The organism is Rhizobium sp. RU35A (assembly GCF_900156005.1).
GTDB classification, from domain to species: Bacteria; Pseudomonadota; Alphaproteobacteria; order Rhizobiales; family Rhizobiaceae; genus Neorhizobium; species Neorhizobium straminoryzae.
On the sequence record NZ_FTMR01000002.1, the window covers coordinates 781,744 to 803,540 of the forward strand.

A 21,797-nucleotide genomic window follows, 5' to 3' on the forward strand; every position below is an offset into this window, starting at 1 on the left:
CGTCCTCAGATGGTTTTCAGCCAGACGCCGTCGGCGTCGATGGCGTCGATGGTGCCGAGCGCCAGCAGGGAGCCGGCCGTGAGCGTGAAGGTGTCGTCGGCCGAGGCATAGACCGTCGCGCCAATGTTGGAGACGGCCGCACCGGACAGCGGGATCAACCGCACATCCTTTTCGATCGTCACATAGAGATCGCCCGTTGCGCCGGCCGAATTGTCGGCGCGCTCCTCGGCAAAACCGAGCAGCTTGACGGCCGAGGCGTGCCCCGCCGGCACGGCTTCCTTGTTGGCGGTGATCCCGACGGCAGTGCCGCCATAGATCTTCTGCCCGCCCAGCACCGGATAGCTGTAACGGCGACCAAGGCCGGGCTTCCGCTTTGACCGGATATCGTCACTTGCCGCCATGTCAGAGATCCTTCCCGTGCAGTGCCTTCGACCGGTCGGCAAAGGTCTTTTCGTCGACGCCCATCATCGCGGCGACCTTGCGGTCTTCCTCGGTCAGCGACGGCGCGCCATTCTCCGGCGGCTGCCGACCGCCGAGGCCGCCGGCATTCAGCGACGGCATCAGCTTGATCTCGGCCTCGACCTCTTCGGGCGCCCGCATGTGGCGGCTGATCATGTGATCGCGCAGCGCCGGCACGATCTTGCCGGCCTTGATCGCGGCTTCGACCGTCGTAACGGCCTTATCCTTCGCCGTCTGGTTCACCAGCGTGGTGAGCTGCGACTGCAGCGCCGTCACGGTCGCCTGCAGCTGGGCATTCTCCGCCTCGGTCGGCGACGCCTTGCCGCGCGACTGCAGCGCGGTGACGAGCGCATCGCCCGTCACGTCTGCGGCAAGACCAGCCGCAGCCCGCACGCGGCCCATCAAGGCCGTCTGCGCCTGGTGTTCGGCATGGGTGGTCGAGACAGCATGGAGGATTTCGGCCTCGGTCGCGGTCTCGGGAAGGCCAAGCGCCTTCCGGAGCTGTTCGAGCATGTCGCTCTCCCTTTGATGATGAAGTGAAGTGAGAAATTCGAGGTTGGGACTATTGGTCAGCGCGACGCGCAAAACCTTGGCGATCCGGTACGGCTTTGAAGTGGAATGCTGAAAGACCGGCGAGAGGTAGCCATAGGCCTTGCCCTGCACGAGGGCCGCACCCTCGTCGGTCCACTCGACACGTCCCCACAGACCGTCTTCACGTGCTTGCAGTTCCACGATCCAGCCGCGCGCCGGGGACGGGAGGCCGGCCTTGCCGGCAAGGTCGATCGAGTGGTTCTCATCGACAGCAAGCTTGCGGCCATCCGCGGCGAAGGCGCTGATCAGCGCATTCATGTCCGGCGCCGCATAAGGCCCGCGACCGTCAACACCGGAAAATTCCGTGGCCGGCAGAAGGTGCAGCCAGTCCGGCAGGGTGCCGGCGGCGGATTGCAAGGCGATGATCAGGGCGGCGATGTTCTTTGGCATGGCCGAAAACTGCCATGCACGAGACAATCGTATCATGCCCACCACGGTGGGCGGCAAATCAGGGCAGGGGTAACGAGGGGATCAGGGGCGGTTCGGCGTATAACGCTCGACGAAGGAAAAGACGATCTCGGCGATCGATGTCTCGTCGTCGGCAGATATACCGAGGAAGGGACGGGCCGGCAAGGTGACGCTGTCGGCGATCACCGGCGAGCCGTTAATCTTGAAAAACAGGTGGCTGGCGGAGACCGGCTTGATCTCCGCGCCGAGCTGGTGCGGGCGGGCATAGATGACATTGGTGCCGACCACGACGACATCCTGTCCTGCCTGGGCATTGATGCTGTCACGCAGACGCCCGCTTTCGGTGAGGATGCGGCTGTTGCGCTTGCCCTTGGCATATTCGGTGTTGAGGGCGTGCCAGGCATTGCCCTGCGGATCGGTCTGGGTCACGAACCGCATATGCGTCGAGGCGACAAGCTCATTGCCGATCGCGGCCATGATCGGCCGCGTATTGCCGAACATCCGGACAGTCAGCGCGCGGAACGCGTCCTGGACGGCGCGGTCTTCGATCGTGACGCTGATGGAAACGCCGCTCATGTTTGCCTTTCACCGTGTTCGGGCTTATACTCTTGACTGACGCGCCGACCAGGAAGGACTGCCTTCAGGCGGCTTGGGATCAAGCGTTTTCCGGCTCCCCGGCGCGTCATTTCCATTCAATATTTCCACTCGATGCCGAATTTTTTGACGATATCGCGTCGCTCTGTCCGCCGTAGCGACGAAAGCCATATCTCCTGCCGATCGCCCTTTTTCACGACCTTCAGGGCGGCATGATAAAGCTTGCCGTCATAGTCGCCGACAAACGCCCAGCGGCCCTGCTTGTCCTTCATCAGCCTGCCATGTTCGGCAAGCCGCTTTGGCAGGACGCCATAGGCATCCGGCGTGGCGATCGTATGCTTGACGTGGCTGCGGATGGTATCTGCCGACAGGCGGATCTCCGTTCCGACGGAGACCTCCAGCGTTTTTGCCGTCACCTTGTCAGCCGTAGCGACCGGCGTCCACGCGCCATCGGGCCATTTGCCTTTGAGAGAGGATCGCACGAAGGCCGCGATATTCGCCTCGTCGGCCGATACGGCTTTCGGTCCAGGTGCTGTTTTCTGCAGCCAGGCCATGCCGGGATTGTAGGCGAAGCTCGGATCGACGCCGAGCGGCTGGTCTGTGCCGAGCTGATCGAGATCCGGTGCGCGATCCGGCCCGCTCTTGCCCATGCGGCGCAATCTGGCGCCGGAGATCGGGATCACGAAACAGCCGCAGCCAAAACCGTTCGGTGGATAGGCGACCGTCCAGAACGGGTCGTCGGCCGGATAGATCTTCTTGTCCCAGGCCTTGTGCTGCAGGCGCGGGTGCAGGGAGCCCGAATGATTGTACTGCCAGTAGGGATGCGTGGCGAGCGTATCCGGCTCGGTCATCTGGGCGTAGCGCCCGGCGGCATAGGCCGTGCGCAGGTTGGTTTCGAAGATCGTGCGCGTGCGCCAGCCACGCTCGCCCTTATAGGACCAGCCGTGCGTCTTCACGATCCGGTCGAAATCCTTGCGGAAATCTTCAAGCGTGGTGCCCTGTTCCAGCGCCTTCGCAATCGCCGCCTTGAAATCGTCCACGATGGCAACGCTGTTGGCGCCCGCCACCATGAACATCTTGGAATGGGCTGCGTCCCAGACATCGCGCCAGCTTTTCGTGGGGGTAGAGACTTTGTCGCGGAAGAATGCTATAGCCTCATTGAACGGCAGGTCGAGCGCGTCTCCCGCCGCACCGTCCAGAGCCATCCGAGCAATCATCCCCGAGATCGATTTCAAAGCCGCTTCAAAGCCCGTGGACGCGCGCCTTGGGTCTGTCGGCTGCGACGTTACCTCCAGGCAGGCAAAGCGCACCAGCGGCCCGCCATTCATGACCGCCCCTTGATGTCGTCGAGCAACGCTGCCTGTCCGGCCAGATGCGCCAGCGCCATGCCCCGCGCCATGGCCTCGGCGAGATCGTCCGGTGACAGCTCCAGTCGCGCCAGCCGATCAGCCGCCTCGCGCAGATCCGTCGCCTGCATCAGGACTTTGCGCACCTCGTCGAGCATGCCGTCCAGGGCGTCGGCCGCATCACGCTCCAGGCGCGTGGTGAGCACATCGACCGGATCGACAGGCGCTGTCGCATGGGCCGAGGTGAACAGGCGATCGAGCGAGGCCTGCACGCTGCGCGTCTGCTGGCCGGGTTGGGGCTGTTGCTCCGGCTGCTGCATCCGGCCGCCGACAAGCTCGGCGTCCGGCTGCGGCGTGGGAATGCCCATCCGGTCGCGCAGAAAACTTTGCTCCGCCGTCAGGCCGTGCTTGGCGAGCTTGTCGAAGGCTGTCGCAAAATCGAGCAGCGGCACCTCGTCGGGCCGGCCGACCATCAAGGTCGGATACACATCCTGCGGCCCGAAATTGAAGTCGATGATGAGCGGCACGAGCTGCTGCTGCAGGGTGTCCGTGACCATGCCGGCATCGTCGGTCTCGATATCCACCTGGACGAGGCGATGCTCCTGGCTGACGGCGTGACCGCCCGAGACGGCATCCGTCGTCGTCGTCTGCCCGAGCACCAGCTTGGAAACCTCCCGGTTTAACCAGTCAGCGCGCCGCTCGTACATGTCCGTCGAGCTGCTCTTCGAGCCCACCTCGTGAAACTCCACCAGCATCTCGCGCGGCACGATCGCCGCGCAGTCGCCGGCAATGCCGGACACTGCCCGCCAGAGAACATCCTTTTCGGCCTCGGTTGCGCCGCGACCATATTTGCCGATGCGGATCGGCTGGCCATAGTTCTGGCAGAAGATCGCCCAGTCCTTCACCGTGAAGCTCTTGAACATCCATGCCCAGAGCGCCACGCGGGCAATGCCGCCCCGGATCGTGAGGCCAGATTTCGACTTGTGCCGATGCACGATGAACTTGTGTTCCGTCAGAGGCTGGCCGTTGATGCCATCGCGCAGCAGGACGGTCTCTCCATCGGCCCGATCGAAGGTGAACCACCGCTGCGGACGCCAGATCAACGCCTGAGGCAGCATGTCGCCGCCCTGGTATGTCCAGTCGATTTCCAGGATCGAAAGCCCCTTGCCGATCGCGTCCAGCATGTCGAACAGAGATGCGCGCAAGACGCGCTTGTTGACCCACTTCTGCAACAGGGCCGCATGCTTCTTGTGTTCGGGAGCGTCCGATGCTGGCTTGACGGTGATCGGCAGCTGCGCAACGGATCGTTTGCGGGTCGCCATCACGGACAGGTAATGCGGATCGCGTTCCTCGATATCCTCGGCCAGCTCGAAATAGGCCTCCGGCTCGCCATCGGCCGCAGCCCTGAGGATGCGCGCCAGGCGCTGCGGTGTCAGTCCGTCGGCCGGATGTCCAGATACGACCTGGCGCACGCCGCCCACCTGGGGCGTGGCGATCGCCTCCATCACGGGCTTTGGCACCTTGGTGGCTTCTGCCGCCTGCAGGCTCTTGCGCTTCTTCTTGCCCATCAGAGCGATCCTCTCAAAGTGACGTCCACGGTCCGGCCGCGCCGGTCCTCGTCCAGCGGCGGCCCGCCGTTATGGCCCGTCATGTTGTTCCCGGCTGTCTTCCGGTTGGTCTGGTAATCGTAGGCGATGGCGTCCTGGCAGCTCGCAAACCAGGCGAGCGCACCGGCAGGTGCGGTGTCGCCGTGCCGGTCATAGCCATCGACGCCCTTGCTCGAATGCTCGTCCGGCACCTTGATGATGCCGTTGACATAGGCGAGTGCCTGGTGGTCGGCCAGCACGTCCGCATCAAAGGGCAGGAGCAGCGACTTATCGCCAAACGCCTCGATATAGGCGGGCATGTTGGCGGCATACCATTTGGCCGACAGCATCACCTCGTGGATGCACTCGCCCCAGCGCTGGCGCGCCTTCTCCGCCAGATACTGGCCGTTGCCGCGCGCATCGAGCGCGCCGCCGGCCAGACGCGGCAGGGCGTCGCCGATGTAGAACAGGATATCGCGCTGCTGGTCGAAGGGAATGTTCTTCAGCTCCACCACCAGGCGCGCGCGGCGCACGAGATCCGCGCCGTTCTCAAACACGAGAATGGCCGTCTTGTCGCCCGATCGGGCAAAGTCCTCGCCGAACACATGTTCGCGGTCGGGATTGAGCGCGCTTAAAAGCGGCTTCAAAACCCCTTCACAGAACGCGTCCGCCTGCTCCTCGCGCTCGAAATCGTCGAGGTTCTTGAAGTCATCTGGCCTGTCCCAGCGCACAACGGCCGGCAGGTCGCGTGACATGCAGCTTTCGATCAGCACGCGCGACAGTGCCGCACCCTCGGCCTCGGCGGGGATCGCGTCCAGCTCCTGGCGCATCTTGGCGGTGCGCGTGCCATAGGCCGAGCGGATCTCGGCTTCCCAGGCATCCTGCTTCTCCTGGCTCCATTCCGAGCCCTTGATCAGGCAAACGCGCTTGTAGAGCCCGTTCTCGACGGCCTTGCCGAAACTGTAGGTATGGACCTTGAAGCCGTTCTTGCCGGCGTCTGCCTCCTTGATCAGCTCGTTGAACGGATTGCTGATGCCGTTGTGCGAGGAAATGATGCGGATCTTGCCGCCCCAGATCAGCAGCGCGCCAACGGCATCAATGACCTCGCGCACATCGCGGTGAAACGCCGCCTCGTCGATGACGACGGTGCCCTGCAGACCACGAATGTTTTCCGGCCGCGACGACAGCGCCTCGATGCGGAAGCCGGACGAAAACCGGATGATGTAGCTCGATATGGCCTGGGTGGAACCATCGGCCTTCTGATCGAAGAAGATCCCGTCCTCGATCGTCAGCATTTCCTTGGCGACGGTGCGCGCGAAGTGGGCCGCGTAGCCGATGAACTCACGCCCCTTCGGCTTGGTGTCGGGAATGTAGAACACGTTCTGGCCGCCTGCCGAGCGCTTGGCAGCCGCGATCAGCGTGCAATCGAGCGCCTCGGCAAAAGTGATGCCGGTCCGTCGCCCCTTGGCGCAGATCTTCAGGGTGCTTTCGTCGGCGATCCATTCGGCCTGGTGCGCCATCAGCACGCCATCGGCGAGCGGATCGAGATCATCCGGAATGTCGGCACCGCGCGGCAGCTCGGCCGGCAGATTTGCCGGGTCCTGGTCGAGCACCGGTGGATCTGTCCACTTGCCCTGCGGCAGGCCGGGGAGCGGCGTGGTCATGCTGCCGGGCCTTCCGGCTTCTTACGCACGCCGAGGAATTCACGCCGCGCTCTCGCAATCGCTTCCCTGGAAATGCCGGGCTCCGAAGACAGGATGTCGAGTGCCTTTTCCGCCTTGTCCCGCATCTCGGCTTCGACCTGGCGTGCGCGCTCTTCGGCCTCGATCTTCAGGCGACGGTTTGAGCTTTTTTGCTGTGCAGCGCTCAACTGGTTGAGCGCGGTGGCCAATTCCTTGAACGAATTCGGCGTCAACTTTCCGTTTGCCGACATCATGACAGCGTCCAGCATCAGAGACTTGATCGCCTCGGCAGCGATGATCGTCAGATCGTCGCTGCCAGTGCTGTCAAACCGATCTGCCAGCGTCGCTGCGATGTTACGCGCCTGCTCGATCGACTTGGAGATATCTGCCAGCCGAACGGAATAGCGAGAGAAACCCCGGAAAGAAGGGATTTCGAAGTCCAGGCCCTGCTCATGCTGCAGGGCAATGAGTTTCTGCTTGAACTCGGCGTACACATCGACCTGCGTCCGGTCCAGGTTCGCCAATTCCTTTGCCGCCCAGTTGACGATGCCCCGGCACTCCTCCGGGAGCAGGTCGATTTTCGATAACCAGCCACGTCCCTTTCCCATCGGCTTACTCCGGCCGCGCGCTGACAGGCATGACGCCCGCGATCAGAACTATGCCTGACAGATGATATTCACCGCGCACTTCGAGGCGCGCGATTTTGACGGTGTCACGGGAAATGACCGAAACCGCGCCCATGTCTTTCAGGTAGGCGAACTGCGCTTCAACCCATTCACGCGGCTTGTCGATCAGGAAATTCGTCAGCAGATAGGTCTGCATACGCGATGACGACATGGCCCTGTTATCCTCCTTTACAAGCTCCTTGAGGATGATCAGGCGGGCCTCTTCTTCCATGGTGTAACTGCGCATCACTTGTTCCCCTGTTCCAGCATGTATTCCTGCAACCGGATGGCAACGGCTGCGATCGGCTTCAGGCGCTCTTCCAGCGCCGCGAGTTTTCCGTTCATTTCCACCAGCTGCAGTTCCTGCCGGTGCTGTGTCTCCTTGTCGGGGAGATGCTTCATGTCGCTCTCCACGGCCTGGATGCGACGGTCATGGTCGATCAGCTTTCCCTCGACCTTGACCAGGCGTTCATCGAGCTTCTTTTCGCCCTGGGACATCAGGGTCCGGATATGGGCGATCAGGTTGAGGCTGGAGAGGGCCAGCGCCACGAGGCCGCTGATCGCGGCAAGATCGAGGATCATCGCAGATATGCTTCCTTCTCGGCGATCTCCTGGCATTCCAGGCAGCGCGTGGCGGAGGGATAAACCCGCCGGCGCGCGGCGGAGATGGTGGCGCCGCACTCGCATTCCTCGCGGCCTTCCTGTTTCAGCGCCCGGCGTGCCGCATCGATGCGCGCCTGGCGTTCCTGCTCGACGCGCATTTCGCCGATCTCGCGGTCAAACTCACTGTACATGCGAGCCCTCCGCAGAGGCTGAAATCGCCGCACCCTGGCGGACCTTGCAGATCCGGAGCGACGTCCGATCGCGGCCCCAGAGGCTATGCACCTCCGCCTCGCCGAGATCGCGATCGGGCAGGGTGACGGGATCTGCGCACGGGATTTTTGCCTCGGCCGGGATCTCGCGGTCCATCATGACGGTCCTCACCACGGGGGCAGTCCTATCGTTTGTTGAGCAGGCGCACGCGATCGCGGCCAAGGCCGCAGGCGCCAGCATTCGGCAAAGCCGCATTTTCTGTCTCCAGCTGGGTGGCGCGCGCTTCTGCGGCGGCGACCTCGTCGCGCGCGGCATTCTGGACGGCCATGGTCTGTCTGAGGTTTTCGGCGATGCGGGTCTGCACCTCCGCATTCGATTTCTGGATCTGTGCCGTCCAGTGGGCATCCCGCTCCGCAATGGCGCTGGCGCGCGCATCGTCGATCATCCCGTCGATGACGCGGAGCGTCAGCCAGCAGGAGAAGCCGGCCGCCGCCACGAGGGCTGCAGCGACGATCAGGGGCGTGGCGATCCTGGCGAGCAAAGCGGGGATCATCGAGCGTCCCCCGGCGTGTTGGCATCAGCGCTGGATGCGCCGTCTGCCGCCAGCATCTTGCCGGCCGTGCGGTAGTCCAGCGAGCCGAAGCCACGATGAATGCCGAGCAGGGCGGCGATCAGCATGACCATGGACGGCACGGCGATTGTGCCGAACTCGACCGACTGGCCGTTGATGGCGGCGCCGACCGACAGGATCAGGATGACCAGCCAGGCCATGATCGAGGAAAGCCAGAGCGCGCGCTTGGAGGTGGAATAGCCGGGCTTGTGCATGGGCCTCATTCCCCTGCCAGCGCCGACCAGGTGTCGGGCGAAACGATGCCGGTCGGGACGATGCCCCGACGTGCCTGGAAGGCCTTGACCGCCAGTTCCGTCGCCGGGCCGAAATCGCCATCCACGGCAACCTCGGCGCCCTGCTTGCGCAGGAAGAACTGCAGCCGCTCGACATTGCCGTCATTCATCAGCCCGCGATGCAGGACGGGAAACATCCCGCGATCCGGCGTCCGGGTCTCGGCTGCCTGCAGCGCGGCGATGGCCGCCTTGGCGCGGGCAAGTTTTGCCTTGCGATCGTCCAGGCCGTTGCGCCCGCCATTGATGATCCGGGTCACGGCAAGGATATCGTCCCGGTCGGCATGACGGTTGAGACCCTTGTCGGCCCAGAAATAGACCGCCGACCAGGGCACCCACTGGTCATCGAGCACCAGTTCCGGCCTCTCCTCGAAGTCCGGCGTGCTGCCTGGAAGCTGGCGACGCAGCCAGCCGGTAAAGGCGCGGTAGTTGGCACGCCCCGTCAGCTGGATCGGGCCGCGCCCCTTGAAGCGCTTGCCGTCGCCCGGCCGGGTATTGCCGAGATCGTCACGGCCCTCATACGCTGAGCCGCTCGCATATTCTTCGAAGGTGCAGAAACTGTCGCTTTCATGTGCCAGCTGGGCGAGGAAATGCGCGATGCGAAGCGGCCGGTCGATCTCATAGGTGTCCATCAGCGGCGGCAGCGTGATGCGCAGGATGGAGGCATTCACCTCCCGCTTGCCGGAGCGACTGGTCGGAACGGGGCCGCCGATTGCAAGCAGGGTCGAAAGTGTGATGGCGTGGGGAAGGCCGGACATGAAAAAGCTCCGATCGCCGGTGGGCAGGTCGGAGCTAACATCACTGAACTAGGGGGTGGACTGAACGCCCATCGGCATGGGGAGGGGCTAGAGAAGCTGCATTTGGCGGCTATCTTTGGGCTTTTTGCCTTTCCCAGGCTTCCGTTTTCTCGCCCGCTGGAAAAGCAGTTCCACGCCGGTTTCCGTCAGGCCTAATCTGCGGGCAACATCCTTGTTGCTCACACCCGCTTCGCGGTATCGCAAGGCGCGGAACTCGCGCGCCAGCGGAACTTTTATATATCCGCCTCTGTAGAGATTGGAAAGCCTCCATGCTGCATCCTCGCCGACGGTCTGCGGCAGATCCGATCGGGCAGGATCGGCCGGGACATAGAGGCGCATGCCAGCATGCGCCTCAACAAGGGCAAAGAAGCCATCCTCGCCGAGCGCATCAAGCAGCTCCTGTACCAGATCCTCGCTCATGTCCTTGATCCATGTTTGAGCCGAAGCTCGATCTCGATTTGCTGCGCCGTCAGATGCCGAAGCCTGGCTTCTCGACGAAGGCGGGTGCGAACATCGACGCCGCCCCGCTGCAGCTTGCGTTGAAGCTCCTCCCGCTGGCGTCTGATCTCGGCCAGTTCCATGGCGTCGATGAGCGGCAGCGGAATGGCCATGTCAGCGGCACTCCCAGGCGGGCCGGGCATCGCCCCAGCGGATGATGACGCCTTCGAACCGGGTGCCGTTGTGCGTGGCCCGCCAGAAGCGGCCCATGGTCTCGCGCGCCGTCTGGCCGATCAGGCTCTGCGGCGCAAGGCCCCGCAGCCGGTCAGGCGCAAAGCCGTCAGAGGCGGCAAAGGCCTCGATCTCGTCGCGCCTGAGCGGCATGCCGTCGATCTCGATATAGGCAATGCCGGCGTCGATGAGGTCGCTCGACATGATGACGATCGGCCGCACAGACCGGCAGATCGGATCCGCAATGATCTTGCGGCAATGGCGGGTGCGCATCCCGACATAAAGCTGCAGCGGCTCGCCGGGATGCGCATGGCGCCGGCGGTGCTGGCGGATGGTATGCGTCTTGCTGCCATCCTCGATCTGGGGAGCGAAGTAGGATTTGAAGCCGTAGGAAACCATTAGCGGTCCCCTCCGGCAATCAGGCCGGAGACAGGTGCCTCACTCACGCCGCGAGCAATGGTCACGCGGCGACCAGCTCTGTCGCCGAGGTGCTCAGCCTCGACAAACCGTGTCTTGCGCTCGCGCTGCTTGACGCCGACAGCGTTGAACAGCTCGGCAGCTGCGGCATCGGCACGACGGCGCTGTTCGTCCGAACGTGTCTCTGCAAACATGTCAATGACACGTCTTGCCAGTCGCATTGCCATTCCGTGCACAAAGTCATCGACCGCTTTACGACGGGTCTTTGTGCTACGCCGCGCCTTGTAGAAAGGCCCGCCTCGAAATTCCTTCAACGCGGTTTCCACAGCCCTGTGAAGGACGTCGTGCAGGTAGCAGGCAATTTGCGGACCCGGTGCCTGGCCGACATAGACAACGGACTTTTGCGAGCCCCTGTAGGTATGAACGCATATTCCGTTGATGCTGTAGGCGATGGCCGCGCACACGACTGCCTTTGGCGACCGCATATTGAATTTGACGCCAACGCTGCCCTGGTCAATCTCGACGATACTTTCGGAGATGCCGTATTCCCGCATCAGCGCTGCGGCTTTTTCGGCTGCAGCAATCGCTTCGGCCTCGGTGCATCCGGAGGTGATCGTTTTGGCAGTGAGCGCGCGGATCTTCGCGAGGATCTTTTCGCGGTCTTTCATCACGCCACCGCCTTTCCAGCATCGCTTGTGCGGACGAGCCGATAGCCGCAGCCCCAGCGGTTTTCGATCGTCCATCCACTGCTCGCCAGTTTCTTTTTGGCCTTGTGGATCAAGATCTGAATAGAGTTGGGGGCAGCCAACGGTCCGCCGTCCGGACGGTCGCTGTAGACCTTGTCCGCCAGCACGTTTTTATCCTGGAACCGTTGGCCCGTAGCAACCAGGGCTTCGATCAGGCGGCGCTCCAGGTTCGTGAACCTGGTTAGATCGATGGTACTGTAGTCCGTGCGCTGCTGGCCGCAGCATGGGCAGAAAAGCGATGTCATTTCGCACCGCCTTCCGGCCCGCAGCTCGCGGCAATGATGTTCTGGTACATCGACAGCGGCCCATATCTGTAGCCGGAGAGTGTCACCGCGCAGTCTGCGCCGATCCGGATGCTGGCATAGACACTGCCGGCCCGGAAATGCCCGTTCCATAGGCTGTCCTGCACGACATAGAGTTCATCCTCCGCGTAGACGAAGTTGGTATACGAGGAAGATGTATTGCCATCGCGATCGGTGCTGATCTTCATCAGCCGCTCCTTGTTCACAATGTGGATTGTCTTGGTCTCGATATGCGAAGAAATCTGGTAGTCCGCGATACCGACGATGACGGCGAGCGTCGAAATCAAAACTGCGGAAATCGCCTTGGTGTTCATGCCGCACCGCCTTTTCCAGAGCCCTCGGCCGTTCGCTCCTGCCCGTTGAGCACAGTGCGAATTCGGTTCGCCTCGCGCTCCAGCGCTTGAATGATCCCCATGGCTTCAAGCCGCGAAGTGCCGGTGCTGACAGACCGCGCCATCATGACGTTTCTGCCTCTCACGGCGATCCCGAGGACGTGGATGCGGACGTCAGGTGCCTCCATGAGGAGACGGGCGGCATCAAGCTGGCCCTCAAAGTTCTTTTCGAAAGACGATGTCATGCCGCACCGCCTTTCCGGGCGCGGATGCGTCGGCCGAATTCGTTGTTGACGCTCTGCCAGTCCTTTGCCGTCAGCTGCTGCAGGGTGCCCTTGGTGGCGGAATAGGCCACCACCTCGGCATCGAACCGCTTGCGCACCATGATATCCGCGCCTGGATGCAGGATCTTCCACTGCGCCCAGGCCACTTTTGCGCCATCCTGGCGCAGCCAGTCATAGCCGTTGAGGTTGCCGTACATCACGCCGGCCTCGCGCTTCAGCCAGCCTTTCAGGCCTTCGATCGCCGCCGCAGCATCGTCCGGATAGTGGAGGAAACGCGTATGATCGAGGCCGGTCTGCCGGTTGACGAAGGCGAGCAGCGCCGCATCCGTGCGGTCGCTGATGACGCCGAGATTGTAGCCGGCGATCCACAGCGCCTGCAGCTTTTTGGCATACTTCCCCTGAAGCCCCTTTTGGAAACCCTTTCGAGATCCGTTCGAAGCCGGCTTGAAGCCTTCGTTGCGAAACACCGTCAGCACGGTCTGCCGCTCGGCCTCGGTCATGTCCTTGGCCGAGGCCTTGCCGGTCAGCTTGTTGAGCTTGTCCCGGTACGTGTCATCGTCCAGGCCGAGCTGTTTCTTGGCCACATGCAGGGCCGCGAGAGAGGAGGTCATTTTACCCCCCTCTGGATCGCCCGGCACTGGCCGGCATCCACCACGAAATTCGTGCCCGTGATGATCATACCGAGGGTCAGCAGGCCGAGCAGGAAATATCCGCCATAGGTCATACTGCACCTGCCTTCCGCTCTGCCTTGCTTTTCGGCTGCGGCACGTATGGATTGATGGATGGCAATACGACGCCGCAGATCTGCGCGGCCTTCAGAGCCGCTACCGCGCGTCGGCGATAGCCATCATGAATGGGGCGGTTCCTGCGGTTATCCCAGCTATCACGCTCGCGCCCGATGGTATCGCCAAGCGTCCGGTTGCCCTGCGCGTCGAGCCTTGCAATGGCCTCCAGATTGAACGTCTCGTCCTGGTCGAAGATGGCCTTGGCAACGATATCGACGAGATCGGACGGAAAGGAATGCGGTTCCATGAATTTTTCCATCTCTCTCTCCCTCACGCCTTCATGCCGTTCGGCGCATCGATCTCGATCGGCTCGATCACGAAATCCTCGCCTTCGGATGTGATGGTGACGCCGGCGATCGTGCGGGCCTTGTCGGGGTCGGCCAGCATCGCCTCCTTGTTCAATTCCTCCTTCGTCCGCAGGAATTGCGTCAGCCCGAGCTTCTTGCAGCCTTCGATCACGGCTTCCAGGCCGCGCACCGAAACCTTGGGCGGGCGCAGACGCCAGTTGATCCGGCCCGTGCCGAAATCGTGGTACTTCACCTTGCCATCGACGGTGAGCGCCAGGCGGTTTGCCTCGCACCAGGTCTGCAGGCCCCGTTCGTGGTCCGTAAGTTCTGCCATCAGGTCGGCGGTTGCCTTTTCCAGCGCTTCGCCGGCAGCCTTCACGGCCTCGTCGGCAATGGCCTTGTGGTGGGCGATCTCGCGGCGCAGCGTGCCGATCCGGCCGACGGCCCAGACGGCATCCTCGCGGCTCTGCGGCACGCGGGACATCGCCTTCGTCTTGTTCTTGAGCGCAGTCTTCATCGTCATGACTTCCTGTTCAAAAGGTGGGCTTTGCGCAGACCGCGCACGGCGGCCATCAGTGCATCACGGGCGCCGGGCTCGCCGACGGTGTGCGTGACGCGCTCCAGGTGATCGATCGCGGCAACGACGCGCTCGATTGAGGCTTTGACGGCATCATTGGTGGGCCGCACCTTGAGGCGCGGCGCTGACTTGTCGACAAGGCGCTGGTGCACCATGAACCCCACCGCATCCGCGATGCGCGACAGCGGGATCGGCACCTCGACCAGCACGGTGACATGCTCCTCGCTCATGCCGCATCACCTCCGTCGGGGCCGGGATTGACGACGACAAAGCGTCGGCCGGGTTTTGGCGGGAAAGGGATCACGGTGCCGGTGCGCCCATCCAGAACAGGGGCGACCTTGCGGCCTCGCATCATCAGGATGCGGCGCTTGAGGATCTCGTGATCCTGTTCAATCTCGATGCCGAGCGCCCGGATGGTATGAATGGCCTTTACGAGAAAGCGCACATCCTCGGCTCGGAGCGTTAGGCCGCTTTCCATATGCGGCTCCAGAAATTTCGCCAGCCCTCTCGCATAATTGGAAATGGTCTCGGTCATGACCGGTCTCCTTTCGGACCGCGCCCGAAGCTGGGACGGATGATCTTGTCGTCATCCTTTTCGCGATGCATGCGGATGATTTCCGCCGAATGCTGGTCGACCAGCTCGGCGATGATCACCTTGCCCTGCCGTGCGGCCTCGGCCAGCCGGTGGATCTCCAGCTCCCGTTCCTGCAGCGCGACGAGCTGCGCCAGATGCGCCACGAAGCGGCCCGTTTCCCGCAGCTCGTCGATGGCGACGGGCCGGGGGCGGGAGAGGAAATCGGTCGCAATGGCCGATAGTTCTTTCGAGGCGATCAGCATCAGGCGATCTCCTCTACGTCGCGGTTCTGCCAGGCGGCTTTCACATGCGTGATGGAGAGCGGCTGGCCGCCTCCCTCCGCCGCCATGAAGGCCAGCTTCGCGGTCTTGTCGATCTGGCCAAGCGCACCACCCTTGAGGCCGATGCCGGTCAGGAACTTCACGCATTCCGGATCGGTGATACCCCAGGCCGCGATATAGGCCTGCAGGTCTTCCAGATAGGGCTTGGCGCGGTTGAGGCGCTTGCCGATGCGGCGCTTGAGCTGTGCATAGGAAGGGCCTCCGGCGCTGCGGCCGAACCGGGTATAGACCTCGTCATTGCCCACCAGCGCGATGCCGCACTGATAGATGTCCATGAAGTGGCGCAGCTGATTGATCGCGTCATCGACGAGGTTCTGCGCTTCGTCCACGATCAGCAGCGAGCCGCCGCCAATGCGGCCAAGCTTGGCGCCGATGGCGCGGGTGAGCCGTGCCGGGTTGTTTTCCTTGACCTCAAGTTCCGCCGCAAGCTCCACGAGCATGCCGTGCACCGTCTTGGTGTGCGGGGTAATCGTGGCGTGGTAGACATGCGGACGGGTGGCCGCATAGGTGCGGCAGGCCATGGTCTTGCCCATGCCGGCGCCGACGGTGATCATCACCATATCCGCCGTGGTCTGTGCCCAGGACAGCGTGTCAAAGATCTCGCGCGAAAGGCGGGTATTGATGAAGAGCGGCGATTGGCGGATGTTGGAGACCACATCGGATGCCTCGAAAAAGGCATGCAGCCACTGCTCGGCCATCCGGTTATAGGTTTCCAGCCGGCCCAGATAGGCCCCGGAAAACCACTGGCTGAAGGTGGATACCTCCATGCCCATGCGCCGCCCGACCTCGGATTTGCCAAAGCCGTTTTCGCTGGCGATCGCCGCAACCTTTCCCGTCAGCTGCCGCCAGATCTCGACGTCGTCGGCGGAATGCTTGGCGATAAACTTCTCGCTGGGCTCCGGCCGATCCCATCCGCTGGCCGGGCTTGTGATGATATGCTGGTTCATTTATGGTTCCTCTTGTGTGGCCCTTTCGGGCGTTTGGCGGGCGGGATTTCCATTCCCGCCCTCTTTTTTTGTCGGAACCGTACGCACTACATGTCGGCTCATTCGCTCCCCGGCATCACGCGCCGGAGCCATTCCCCTTCGGGAATTCCAGGATCGAGGCGCCGCCGCTGAGGCGGGCGAGCCCTCGTGAAAAGGCGTCTTCGAATTCTTCGGGACTGAGGCTCTGTTCGGCCTTCACCGCCAGATTGCCGCTCTGGCTGGGCACCAGCCGCGTCACCACCGGCCGCATCGGTTCCGGTGCGCTGGCGGGCGCGTCGCCACGGCTGTAGATCTCGGCAAGCTGATCGGGCGAGAACACCACTTCGGCATCGCGCAGTTCCCGCACCTTCTTCTGATAATCGGACCGGCGTCGGGCGTGCTGGCGTGCTGCGGCCTGGTCGTTATGGCCGGTGTCGTCGATGCACTCGGCCCGGCAGATCAGGCGATTGTCGAGGTCGTAGACGTGGATCGGATCGTGCAGCCGGTCCGGATCGAACCTGAGCGTCACCTTGTCGCCCGCATGCTGGTTGAGCAGCGGAGACCAGTAGCGGTTGCCCTGGAAGTGAACCTCGCCGGACCCCTTCTGCAGGGTGACGATGTCGGAGGCGAGCAGCCAGAGCGCCTTCTGTGCAGCGGTCGGCCAGCGTACGATTGTCGTCGGCTCGGCCAGGGAGGCGGCAAAGGTCTCGTCGAAGCTGCGGCCGGCGCAGGCCTTGGCTTTCCGCCCTGCCTGGGCATTGTGCTCGGCGATGCGCTCTGCAACATGCCGCTGGAAATCGGCCAGCGGAATGGCGCGGCTGGCATAGTTCTCCGGCTTGGCGTCCGGCTTGTTGCCAGTATAGGCGCCGGCCACGGCGGGATGACGCGAGATCACGTCCGTCAGGTCGCGCCAGGCGCGCTCGATCGGCTTGGACTGCCCCGCATAGGGCGTGGTCCATGTCACCTCGATCCCGAGCGTCGTCAGAAGCCCCATCGGCTCTTCTTCGCGCACCTTGAACCGGAAGCGCTTTTTCATCTGGCCGGTGATCCACTTGGAGGCGAAAGCCCGGCCGTTATCGAGATAGATGCCATCCGGGATGCCATAGGTCTCGACCATGTCGCCGATCGTCAGCCGCACCACTTCCCAGGTCTCGGCGTCGGACAGCCGATGCGCGATGATCTTGCCGCTGAAAAGGTCCTGGATGCCCACGAGGTACATGCGCACCGGCTTGTTCGACCAGGGCACCCGCACGAAGACATCCAGCTTATGGCCGTCCATGTTGACGAGTTGCATGGCGTGCAGGTGCAACCGGCTGCGGCGCTGGGCGGGATAAAGCCCCTTGGCCTTGTCCTTGCCTTCGCGGCAAAGCACCTGCACGGACTTCGGAACCTTGGCGTCAAAATGCCGGCGCAGTGTCCGCTCGGAAGGGATCGGTGCCCATCCTTCGCGCTTTGCGGTTTTCTCCATGCGGCGGTAGCAGGCGGAGAAGCTCGGCTTTTCCGGGCGCAGGAAGTCGCTTTTCAGAATGTCCCAGGCCATGGGATGGCAGAGCGTCTCTTCCGGAACGACACCATTGGCCGATCCTGTCGAAGGCGCGAGTGCAGCCAGCCAGTCATCAGGGTCAAGCCCGTGCACAAGCTGGCGCCATTCGTAATAGGCGCTCTTGGCAACACCCGCCTCGTGCGTGGCAACGGCGATGGCTGAGGTGCGATTGACACCGGTGCGGCGCACCAGATCCTCGACACGGCGCAGCACGCCGAGGCGCTTTTCACAGAGCGCTTTATAGGCCTTCGAAAGCTGGTTGAACCGGTTCCAGAGCGCGTTCTTGCGAGCGATCAGCGCTTTCGGCGTCTCATTCAGCGATGATGCCTTATCGGCCAATTCCAGCTGCAGACGCGCGGCTTCGGGCAGCAGCGACACATGGTATTCGTAGCCGCCGCCGCGTCCGGCCCGCTTGCGTGCGAGATCCGTGGCGCGCCAGCCGTTTTCGGCAACAAGATACTCAATGCCTTTACGCGTGTGCGGCAAGTCAGGCAGCTTGGCCTTTTCAAGTTCCGCAGATGTAAACCACTCCTTCATGCCAGCACCCAGGCGAGAAAGATGATGCTGACGAAAAAGCCAAGGGCAGGCATCATGATTGCGCGCGGCGGTATGCGCACGCCATAGATGGCGACGGACACGTTGAGAGCGCCAATAATGATGACCACCAGCAGCAGCATAACGCTCATGTCATTGCCCCTTCCTGGTCTGAATGGCGGCGCGGATCTCTGCCTCGTGCTGCGCGACCCAGCGCAGCGTGTCTGAAACCGCCCGCAGCTGGTCGATCAGCAGGCCGCGCGTGGCCTGGCTGCTGGCGACGATGGAAAACTGGCCGTTCACGATGGCATCGACCGCGCCGATCTGGCTCTTGAGCGAAACCTTGGCCATCAGCGCCCCCTGCTGAGCTTGACGGGCCGTGCCTTCAGGTCCCGCAGCAGCGCCTTGATGCGCTCCTGCTCCTGCTGCAGCAGGGCGATTTCCGCGAGGCGCGCCTCGTCACCAATCAGGAGCGTGGCGCCCTGGTCGGCCATCGCCTCATCCCATAGCCAGATCGCACCGGTGGCATGCACAAAGGCTGCAAACCGCACCAGAGTGATGTCGTGCCCGGTCTTGCTCTCGGCCGTGTAGGCATCGAGCATGCCCCGGCTGATGGACGGCAGACCGAGGTAAAGCGCCATGCGCTCGGCAATGGTCTCCCGGTCATGCGGGCATTCGCGGATGGCGCGCGCCATCGCCCGCTTCAGGCGGGCGCGGAACCGCTCGATGTCGATGCTGTGGGCCGCCGTGCGGCTGGGAAATGTCGGCTGACGAAAGAAATCCAATTGCCCTGGATCGGCCTTGCGCGCGCTCATGACGAAGCCCTCGCCAGAAGCTCTTTGACCTGCCGGGCAAGCGCCGCGTCGGCGCCGGCTTCGATCAGGCGATCCATGATGAACAGGCTGCGCGTCGTGTCATCGGCCTTCTGCCAGCCGGACATGAGTTCGGCCTTTGCCGCATCCTGCTTGTCCAGCGATGTCGGCTTCGGCTTGGGCGGCGCCAGCGCGGACAGCACCTTTGGCAGGTCCGCCTCGTCGAGCCCGGCGGCAATCTTGGCCTGTTCAGTGGGGCCGCGCTTGGAGAGATCGAGAAGCACGGACTGGTTATCGGCAGCCGGCGTGCCGCGCAGCTTTTCCCGCAGTTTCGGCGTCAGGTTCTGTGCGATCTTGTTGAGGCGCTCGACAGATCGCTTGGAAAGCCCCATACGATCAGCCACATGAACCGAGAAACTTCCCTTTTCAGCCTCCTCGGCAAATAATTGCGACAAGTTGGCGCGATTTCCGGGGCGCCCCGGCTCTACCTTGCCAAACTTCGCTTCCCAGATATCCCGATAGGACTGTACGAAGATCGCCCGGTCCATGACCGAAAGCTCGTTGCGAAAGATGTTCTCGACAATCTCGACGAGCTGCGCCTCTTCCTTGTCGGCCGTGATCACGATGGCGTCGATCTCGCTGTCTTCATTGATCTTCACCGCCCGCAGACGGTGCGCGCCGGCCACCAGCGTAAACGGTGTTGCGCCCTTGCCGGCAGCCGGCGTGGCGCGCACGGTGATCGGGTTCAACAGCCCGTGTTCGACGATCGATTGTGCGATTGCCAGCGCATGCTCTTCCTCGACGGTGCGCAACCGCTCCGGAACGGCGATCTGGTCAATGGATATGCGTTTGAATTCGGCCATCAGGCTGCCTCGCTCTCGGTAAGCCGCAGGGCCAACAGGGCGTGCGAGCGCTCGGCCATGCTGCGGTAATGCGTTTCAAAACGGGGGGTGATCAGGCGCTCGTCGATGGTGCGCAGCGCTCGATTGATCGCCTCGCGCGACCGGTCCTCGGTTTCCACCACGCGGCGCTTCGGCCAATCGTGCTGGCGCACCATCAGGTGCATGACGATCTGGCGCGCCAGTGCCGCATCGAACCAGTGGTGCGGTGGGTCGAGGATCTCGCGGATCGCAAGATGCGGAAAACCTTCCTGCACGGCCACCACGCAGGCATGCAGCGTGGCCTCGTACATTTGGCCCTGGTCGAACCGGTTGATCATGACAGAACCTGCCGCAGCAGGGCGGCCACTGCTGCCGCGAGGCCGAAGAGCGCGACGCTGAACAAAAGCGCTGTATCGGCCGCGCGGCAGATGGGCGACGCGGCGGGAATGAACGGGTTTTGGGTGTCAGATTTTCCGTGACGTTTCGTCATTGGATTGCCGGTCAAAATGGGGAAAGTGGAAGGCGTGGAGCGGCCAGTTCTGTCCGTCAGCCGGGGCTTGATGGACGAGATCGAAGCCCTGCCGGTAGGGGTGACCCGGCGCCGGATGGCAAAGGCTAGAACGGCAGGCTGGCCGCTCCACATCACGCGGCCGCCTGGGCCGGCGATGCCAGACGGCGATCGCGCATCGTCGATCGCTGATAATTCTCCGGCGGCTGCGGCGTCTTGCGTCGGCCATCGGCGTGGTAGCGGGTGCGCCAGAGAAACTCCGGTCGCGTCTTCAGGATGGCGGCAATGGCGCGCTCACCGGCAACGTTCGGTTCGCGCAACGTGGTTCCGGCCGTGCCGCGTGCAAGGCCGTAAAGGCGATCGACATCGAGCAGGCAGTATCCCTGCTTCGTCAGCCTGGCCTTGACGCGGGTGGCCTCTTCGACGCGTGCGTTGGTGGTCTTGTCCGCCTTGCGGTCGCGATGCATAGTCTTTCCTCGGTTGTGACGAGGGAGGCCCTGGCCGGCCTCCCTTTTCATGGGTGATTTGGTCCGTATTTATGGAGAGGTTAGTCCAAATAAATGGACTTTAGAAGAGGGTTATGGCGAGAAAATCCAAAAAAATAGACCCCGATGCGGATCCAACTTATGATCGCAAGTCAGTGGAACAGGCGATTGAGCGATACAAAGCGCACTGGGAAACGCTTCCGACTGCAGAACGTGATCTAGCTGAGAAGATTACTATGTTGACCGGTTATGCCGGAGGTCGCGATAAGGCAGCTGCGGTAATGGGCGTAGGACCAACCACGCTGGACAACTACAGAATGGGAAAAACTCAGCCCAAATTTTTGGAGCTTCTTCGGCTGGCAAAAGCCGCGGACCACTCGATTAACTATCTAGTCCCTATCGACATGATCTCTTGGGCGATGTCTTACCGTGCCGAGGAGACGGAAGAAGACGACAACGAAGACACGCCGGAACTCCCTCATGATTTGGTGGCTGTGAGCGTTTACAACGTTCACGCCTCTGCCGGATCCGGTTTGGTGCCCGTCGATGAACATGATGAGCCCCATGATATCATTCTGGCTCGATCCTTCCTTCGCAGGCTTGGTGCATCGCCTGAAAAGTCGCAGATCATCTTTGCCAAGGGCGAGAGCATGCTGCCCACCATCCCGGATGGCTCGCTGCTGCTCGTCGATCGCAGCAAGACGCATATCGAGGAGGGCGGGATCTTCGTCTTTCGCGTGGGCGAGGGGATCAAGGTCAAGCGCGCCCGCTGGCGGGTGGACAATGCGCGCATCGATTTGGTTTCGGACAACCAACTCGCCGGCTATCCTCCTGAAACCTATACCAGAGACGAACTCGCCTCGATCGTCCCGCTCGGTCGCGTCATGTGCATCATGCGTGCACCATAAATCTGA

37 protein-coding genes are annotated in these 21,797 nt (G+C 62.7%); 1 reads left to right on the forward strand and 36 read right to left on the reverse strand.

Annotated features, from left to right (window positions below; all coding sequences use genetic code 11):
* Positions 1–5: 5 nt before the first annotated feature.
* From F3H95_RS08350 to F3H95_RS08520, 36 genes are all read right to left on the reverse strand, one after another.
* Positions 6–401 (reverse strand): hypothetical protein, encoded by a 396-nt coding sequence (locus F3H95_RS08350; RefSeq protein ID WP_149745545.1) that lies wholly within the window; start codon positions 399–401, stop codon positions 6–8.
* Between the two features lies 1 nt (position 402).
* Positions 403–1,440: a phage protease gene (locus F3H95_RS08355; RefSeq protein WP_149745546.1), complete on the reverse strand. Its 1,038-nt coding sequence runs from the start codon at positions 1,438–1,440 to the stop codon at positions 403–405.
* A gap of 81 nt (positions 1,441–1,521) precedes the next feature.
* A complete protein-coding gene (locus F3H95_RS08360; protein WP_149745547.1) occupies positions 1,522–2,034 on the reverse strand; it encodes a phage virion morphogenesis protein in 513 nt (170 codons plus the stop codon).
* Between the two features lie 116 nt (positions 2,035–2,150).
* Positions 2,151–3,257, reverse strand: a complete 1,107-nt coding sequence (locus F3H95_RS08365; RefSeq protein WP_244617922.1) for a phage minor head protein — start codon at positions 3,255–3,257, stop codon at positions 2,151–2,153.
* A 119-nt stretch (positions 3,258–3,376) separates the two neighbouring features.
* On the reverse strand, positions 3,377–4,966 hold the full coding sequence (locus tag F3H95_RS08370; protein WP_149745549.1) for a DUF935 domain-containing protein: 1,590 nt from the start codon (positions 4,964–4,966) through the stop codon (positions 3,377–3,379).
* Positions 4,966–6,648, reverse strand: a complete 1,683-nt coding sequence (locus F3H95_RS08375; RefSeq protein WP_149745550.1) for a hypothetical protein — start codon at positions 6,646–6,648, stop codon at positions 4,966–4,968. Before F3H95_RS08375 ends, F3H95_RS08370 begins: the two co-directional genes overlap by 1 nt.
* Positions 6,645–7,274: a phage protein Gp27 family protein gene (locus F3H95_RS08380; RefSeq protein ID WP_149745551.1), complete on the reverse strand. Its 630-nt coding sequence runs from the start codon at positions 7,272–7,274 to the stop codon at positions 6,645–6,647. Before F3H95_RS08380 ends, F3H95_RS08375 begins: the two co-directional genes overlap by 4 nt.
* Positions 7,275–7,278: 4 nt before the next feature.
* A complete protein-coding gene (locus F3H95_RS08385) occupies positions 7,279–7,578 on the reverse strand; it encodes a hypothetical protein (protein WP_149745552.1) in 300 nt (99 codons plus the stop codon).
* A complete protein-coding gene (locus tag F3H95_RS08390; protein ID WP_149745553.1) occupies positions 7,578–7,913 on the reverse strand; it encodes a Clp protease in 336 nt (111 codons plus the stop codon). Before F3H95_RS08390 ends, F3H95_RS08385 begins: the two co-directional genes overlap by 1 nt.
* Entirely contained in the window at positions 7,910–8,125 is a 216-nt protein-coding gene (locus tag F3H95_RS08395) for a TraR/DksA C4-type zinc finger protein (protein ID WP_149745554.1), read from the reverse strand. The genes F3H95_RS08390 and F3H95_RS08395 overlap by 4 nt, the downstream gene beginning before the upstream one ends.
* A complete protein-coding gene (locus tag F3H95_RS08400; protein ID WP_244617923.1) occupies positions 8,115–8,318 on the reverse strand; it encodes a hypothetical protein in 204 nt (67 codons plus the stop codon). The genes F3H95_RS08395 and F3H95_RS08400 overlap by 11 nt, the downstream gene beginning before the upstream one ends.
* A 10-nt stretch (positions 8,319–8,328) precedes the next feature.
* A complete protein-coding gene (locus F3H95_RS08405) occupies positions 8,329–8,697 on the reverse strand; it encodes a hypothetical protein (protein ID WP_149745556.1) in 369 nt (122 codons plus the stop codon).
* Positions 8,694–8,969: an NAD(P)+ transhydrogenase beta chain gene (locus F3H95_RS08410; protein WP_188134325.1), complete on the reverse strand. Its 276-nt coding sequence runs from the start codon at positions 8,967–8,969 to the stop codon at positions 8,694–8,696. The genes F3H95_RS08405 and F3H95_RS08410 overlap by 4 nt, the downstream gene beginning before the upstream one ends.
* Before the next feature lie 5 nt (positions 8,970–8,974).
* The gene (locus F3H95_RS08415; protein WP_149745557.1) at positions 8,975–9,802 is read right to left on the reverse strand and encodes a peptidoglycan-binding protein; all 828 of its coding nucleotides are present in this window, start codon (positions 9,800–9,802) and stop codon (positions 8,975–8,977) included.
* Between the two features lie 87 nt (positions 9,803–9,889).
* Entirely contained in the window at positions 9,890–10,261 is a 372-nt protein-coding gene (locus F3H95_RS08420) for a hypothetical protein (protein ID WP_149745558.1), read from the reverse strand.
* On the reverse strand, positions 10,258–10,452 hold the full coding sequence (locus F3H95_RS08425; protein WP_149745559.1) for a hypothetical protein: 195 nt from the start codon (positions 10,450–10,452) through the stop codon (positions 10,258–10,260). The genes F3H95_RS08420 and F3H95_RS08425 overlap by 4 nt, the downstream gene beginning before the upstream one ends.
* A 1-nt stretch (position 10,453) precedes the next feature.
* Positions 10,454–10,909, reverse strand: coding sequence for an ASCH domain-containing protein (locus F3H95_RS08430; RefSeq protein WP_149745560.1), 456 nt, complete (start codon positions 10,907–10,909; stop codon positions 10,454–10,456).
* The gene (locus F3H95_RS08435; RefSeq protein WP_188134326.1) at positions 10,909–11,595 is read right to left on the reverse strand and encodes a DUF2786 domain-containing protein; all 687 of its coding nucleotides are present in this window, start codon (positions 11,593–11,595) and stop codon (positions 10,909–10,911) included. Before F3H95_RS08435 ends, F3H95_RS08430 begins: the two co-directional genes overlap by 1 nt.
* Positions 11,595–11,918 carry a winged helix-turn-helix domain-containing protein gene (locus tag F3H95_RS08440; RefSeq protein ID WP_149745562.1) on the reverse strand — a complete coding sequence of 108 codons (324 nt, stop codon included), beginning with the start codon at positions 11,916–11,918 and terminating at the stop codon, positions 11,595–11,597. The genes F3H95_RS08435 and F3H95_RS08440 overlap by 1 nt, the downstream gene beginning before the upstream one ends.
* Positions 11,915–12,289 (reverse strand): hypothetical protein, encoded by a 375-nt coding sequence (locus tag F3H95_RS08445; RefSeq protein WP_149745563.1) that lies wholly within the window; start codon positions 12,287–12,289, stop codon positions 11,915–11,917. Before F3H95_RS08445 ends, F3H95_RS08440 begins: the two co-directional genes overlap by 4 nt.
* Positions 12,286–12,552: a hypothetical protein gene (locus F3H95_RS08450; protein ID WP_149745564.1), complete on the reverse strand. Its 267-nt coding sequence runs from the start codon at positions 12,550–12,552 to the stop codon at positions 12,286–12,288. Before F3H95_RS08450 ends, F3H95_RS08445 begins: the two co-directional genes overlap by 4 nt.
* On the reverse strand, positions 12,549–13,202 hold the full coding sequence (locus F3H95_RS08455) for a regulatory protein GemA (protein ID WP_149745565.1): 654 nt from the start codon (positions 13,200–13,202) through the stop codon (positions 12,549–12,551). Before F3H95_RS08455 ends, F3H95_RS08450 begins: the two co-directional genes overlap by 4 nt.
* A gap of 109 nt (positions 13,203–13,311) precedes the next feature.
* Positions 13,312–13,623 carry a hypothetical protein gene (locus F3H95_RS08460; protein ID WP_149745566.1) on the reverse strand — a complete coding sequence of 104 codons (312 nt, stop codon included), beginning with the start codon at positions 13,621–13,623 and terminating at the stop codon, positions 13,312–13,314.
* A 23-nt stretch (positions 13,624–13,646) separates the two neighbouring features.
* A complete protein-coding gene (locus tag F3H95_RS08465; RefSeq protein ID WP_244617924.1) occupies positions 13,647–14,186 on the reverse strand; it encodes a host-nuclease inhibitor Gam family protein in 540 nt (179 codons plus the stop codon).
* Positions 14,183–14,470 (reverse strand): hypothetical protein, encoded by a 288-nt coding sequence (locus F3H95_RS08470; protein WP_149745567.1) that lies wholly within the window; start codon positions 14,468–14,470, stop codon positions 14,183–14,185. The genes F3H95_RS08465 and F3H95_RS08470 overlap by 4 nt, the downstream gene beginning before the upstream one ends.
* The gene (locus F3H95_RS08475) at positions 14,467–14,775 is read right to left on the reverse strand and encodes a hypothetical protein (protein WP_149745568.1); all 309 of its coding nucleotides are present in this window, start codon (positions 14,773–14,775) and stop codon (positions 14,467–14,469) included. Before F3H95_RS08475 ends, F3H95_RS08470 begins: the two co-directional genes overlap by 4 nt.
* On the reverse strand, positions 14,772–15,077 hold the full coding sequence (locus F3H95_RS08480) for a hypothetical protein (protein ID WP_149745569.1): 306 nt from the start codon (positions 15,075–15,077) through the stop codon (positions 14,772–14,774). The genes F3H95_RS08475 and F3H95_RS08480 overlap by 4 nt, the downstream gene beginning before the upstream one ends.
* A complete protein-coding gene (locus F3H95_RS08485; protein ID WP_149745570.1) occupies positions 15,077–16,102 on the reverse strand; it encodes an AAA family ATPase in 1,026 nt (341 codons plus the stop codon). Before F3H95_RS08485 ends, F3H95_RS08480 begins: the two co-directional genes overlap by 1 nt.
* A 115-nt stretch (positions 16,103–16,217) precedes the next feature.
* Positions 16,218–18,200 carry a transposase domain-containing protein gene (locus F3H95_RS08490; protein ID WP_149745571.1) on the reverse strand — a complete coding sequence of 661 codons (1,983 nt, stop codon included), beginning with the start codon at positions 18,198–18,200 and terminating at the stop codon, positions 16,218–16,220.
* Positions 18,197–18,349, reverse strand: a complete 153-nt coding sequence (locus F3H95_RS27115) for a hypothetical protein (RefSeq protein WP_188134327.1) — start codon at positions 18,347–18,349, stop codon at positions 18,197–18,199. The genes F3H95_RS08490 and F3H95_RS27115 overlap by 4 nt, the downstream gene beginning before the upstream one ends.
* Before the next feature lies 1 nt (position 18,350).
* Complete coding sequence (locus F3H95_RS08495) at positions 18,351–18,548, reverse strand: hypothetical protein (RefSeq protein WP_149745572.1); 198 nt, start codon at positions 18,546–18,548, stop codon at positions 18,351–18,353.
* Complete coding sequence (locus F3H95_RS08500; RefSeq protein WP_149745573.1) at positions 18,548–19,012, reverse strand: hypothetical protein; 465 nt, start codon at positions 19,010–19,012, stop codon at positions 18,548–18,550. The genes F3H95_RS08495 and F3H95_RS08500 overlap by 1 nt, the downstream gene beginning before the upstream one ends.
* Positions 19,009–19,872, reverse strand: a complete 864-nt coding sequence (locus F3H95_RS08505; RefSeq protein ID WP_149745574.1) for a ParB N-terminal domain-containing protein — start codon at positions 19,870–19,872, stop codon at positions 19,009–19,011. Before F3H95_RS08505 ends, F3H95_RS08500 begins: the two co-directional genes overlap by 4 nt.
* Positions 19,872–20,228, reverse strand: coding sequence for a hypothetical protein (locus F3H95_RS08510; protein WP_149745575.1), 357 nt, complete (start codon positions 20,226–20,228; stop codon positions 19,872–19,874). The genes F3H95_RS08505 and F3H95_RS08510 overlap by 1 nt, the downstream gene beginning before the upstream one ends.
* Entirely contained in the window at positions 20,225–20,533 is a 309-nt protein-coding gene (locus F3H95_RS08515; RefSeq protein WP_149745576.1) for a hypothetical protein, read from the reverse strand. Before F3H95_RS08515 ends, F3H95_RS08510 begins: the two co-directional genes overlap by 4 nt.
* Positions 20,533–20,865 (reverse strand): helix-turn-helix domain-containing protein, encoded by a 333-nt coding sequence (locus tag F3H95_RS08520; RefSeq protein ID WP_149745577.1) that lies wholly within the window; start codon positions 20,863–20,865, stop codon positions 20,533–20,535. The genes F3H95_RS08515 and F3H95_RS08520 overlap by 1 nt, the downstream gene beginning before the upstream one ends.
* A gap of 113 nt (positions 20,866–20,978) precedes the next feature.
* On the opposite strand from F3H95_RS08520, the gene F3H95_RS08525 reads away from it, so the two are divergent.
* Positions 20,979–21,791, forward strand: a complete 813-nt coding sequence (locus F3H95_RS08525; RefSeq protein WP_149745578.1) for a S24 family peptidase — start codon at positions 20,979–20,981, stop codon at positions 21,789–21,791.
* The last annotated feature ends 6 nt before the right edge of the window (positions 21,792–21,797 follow it).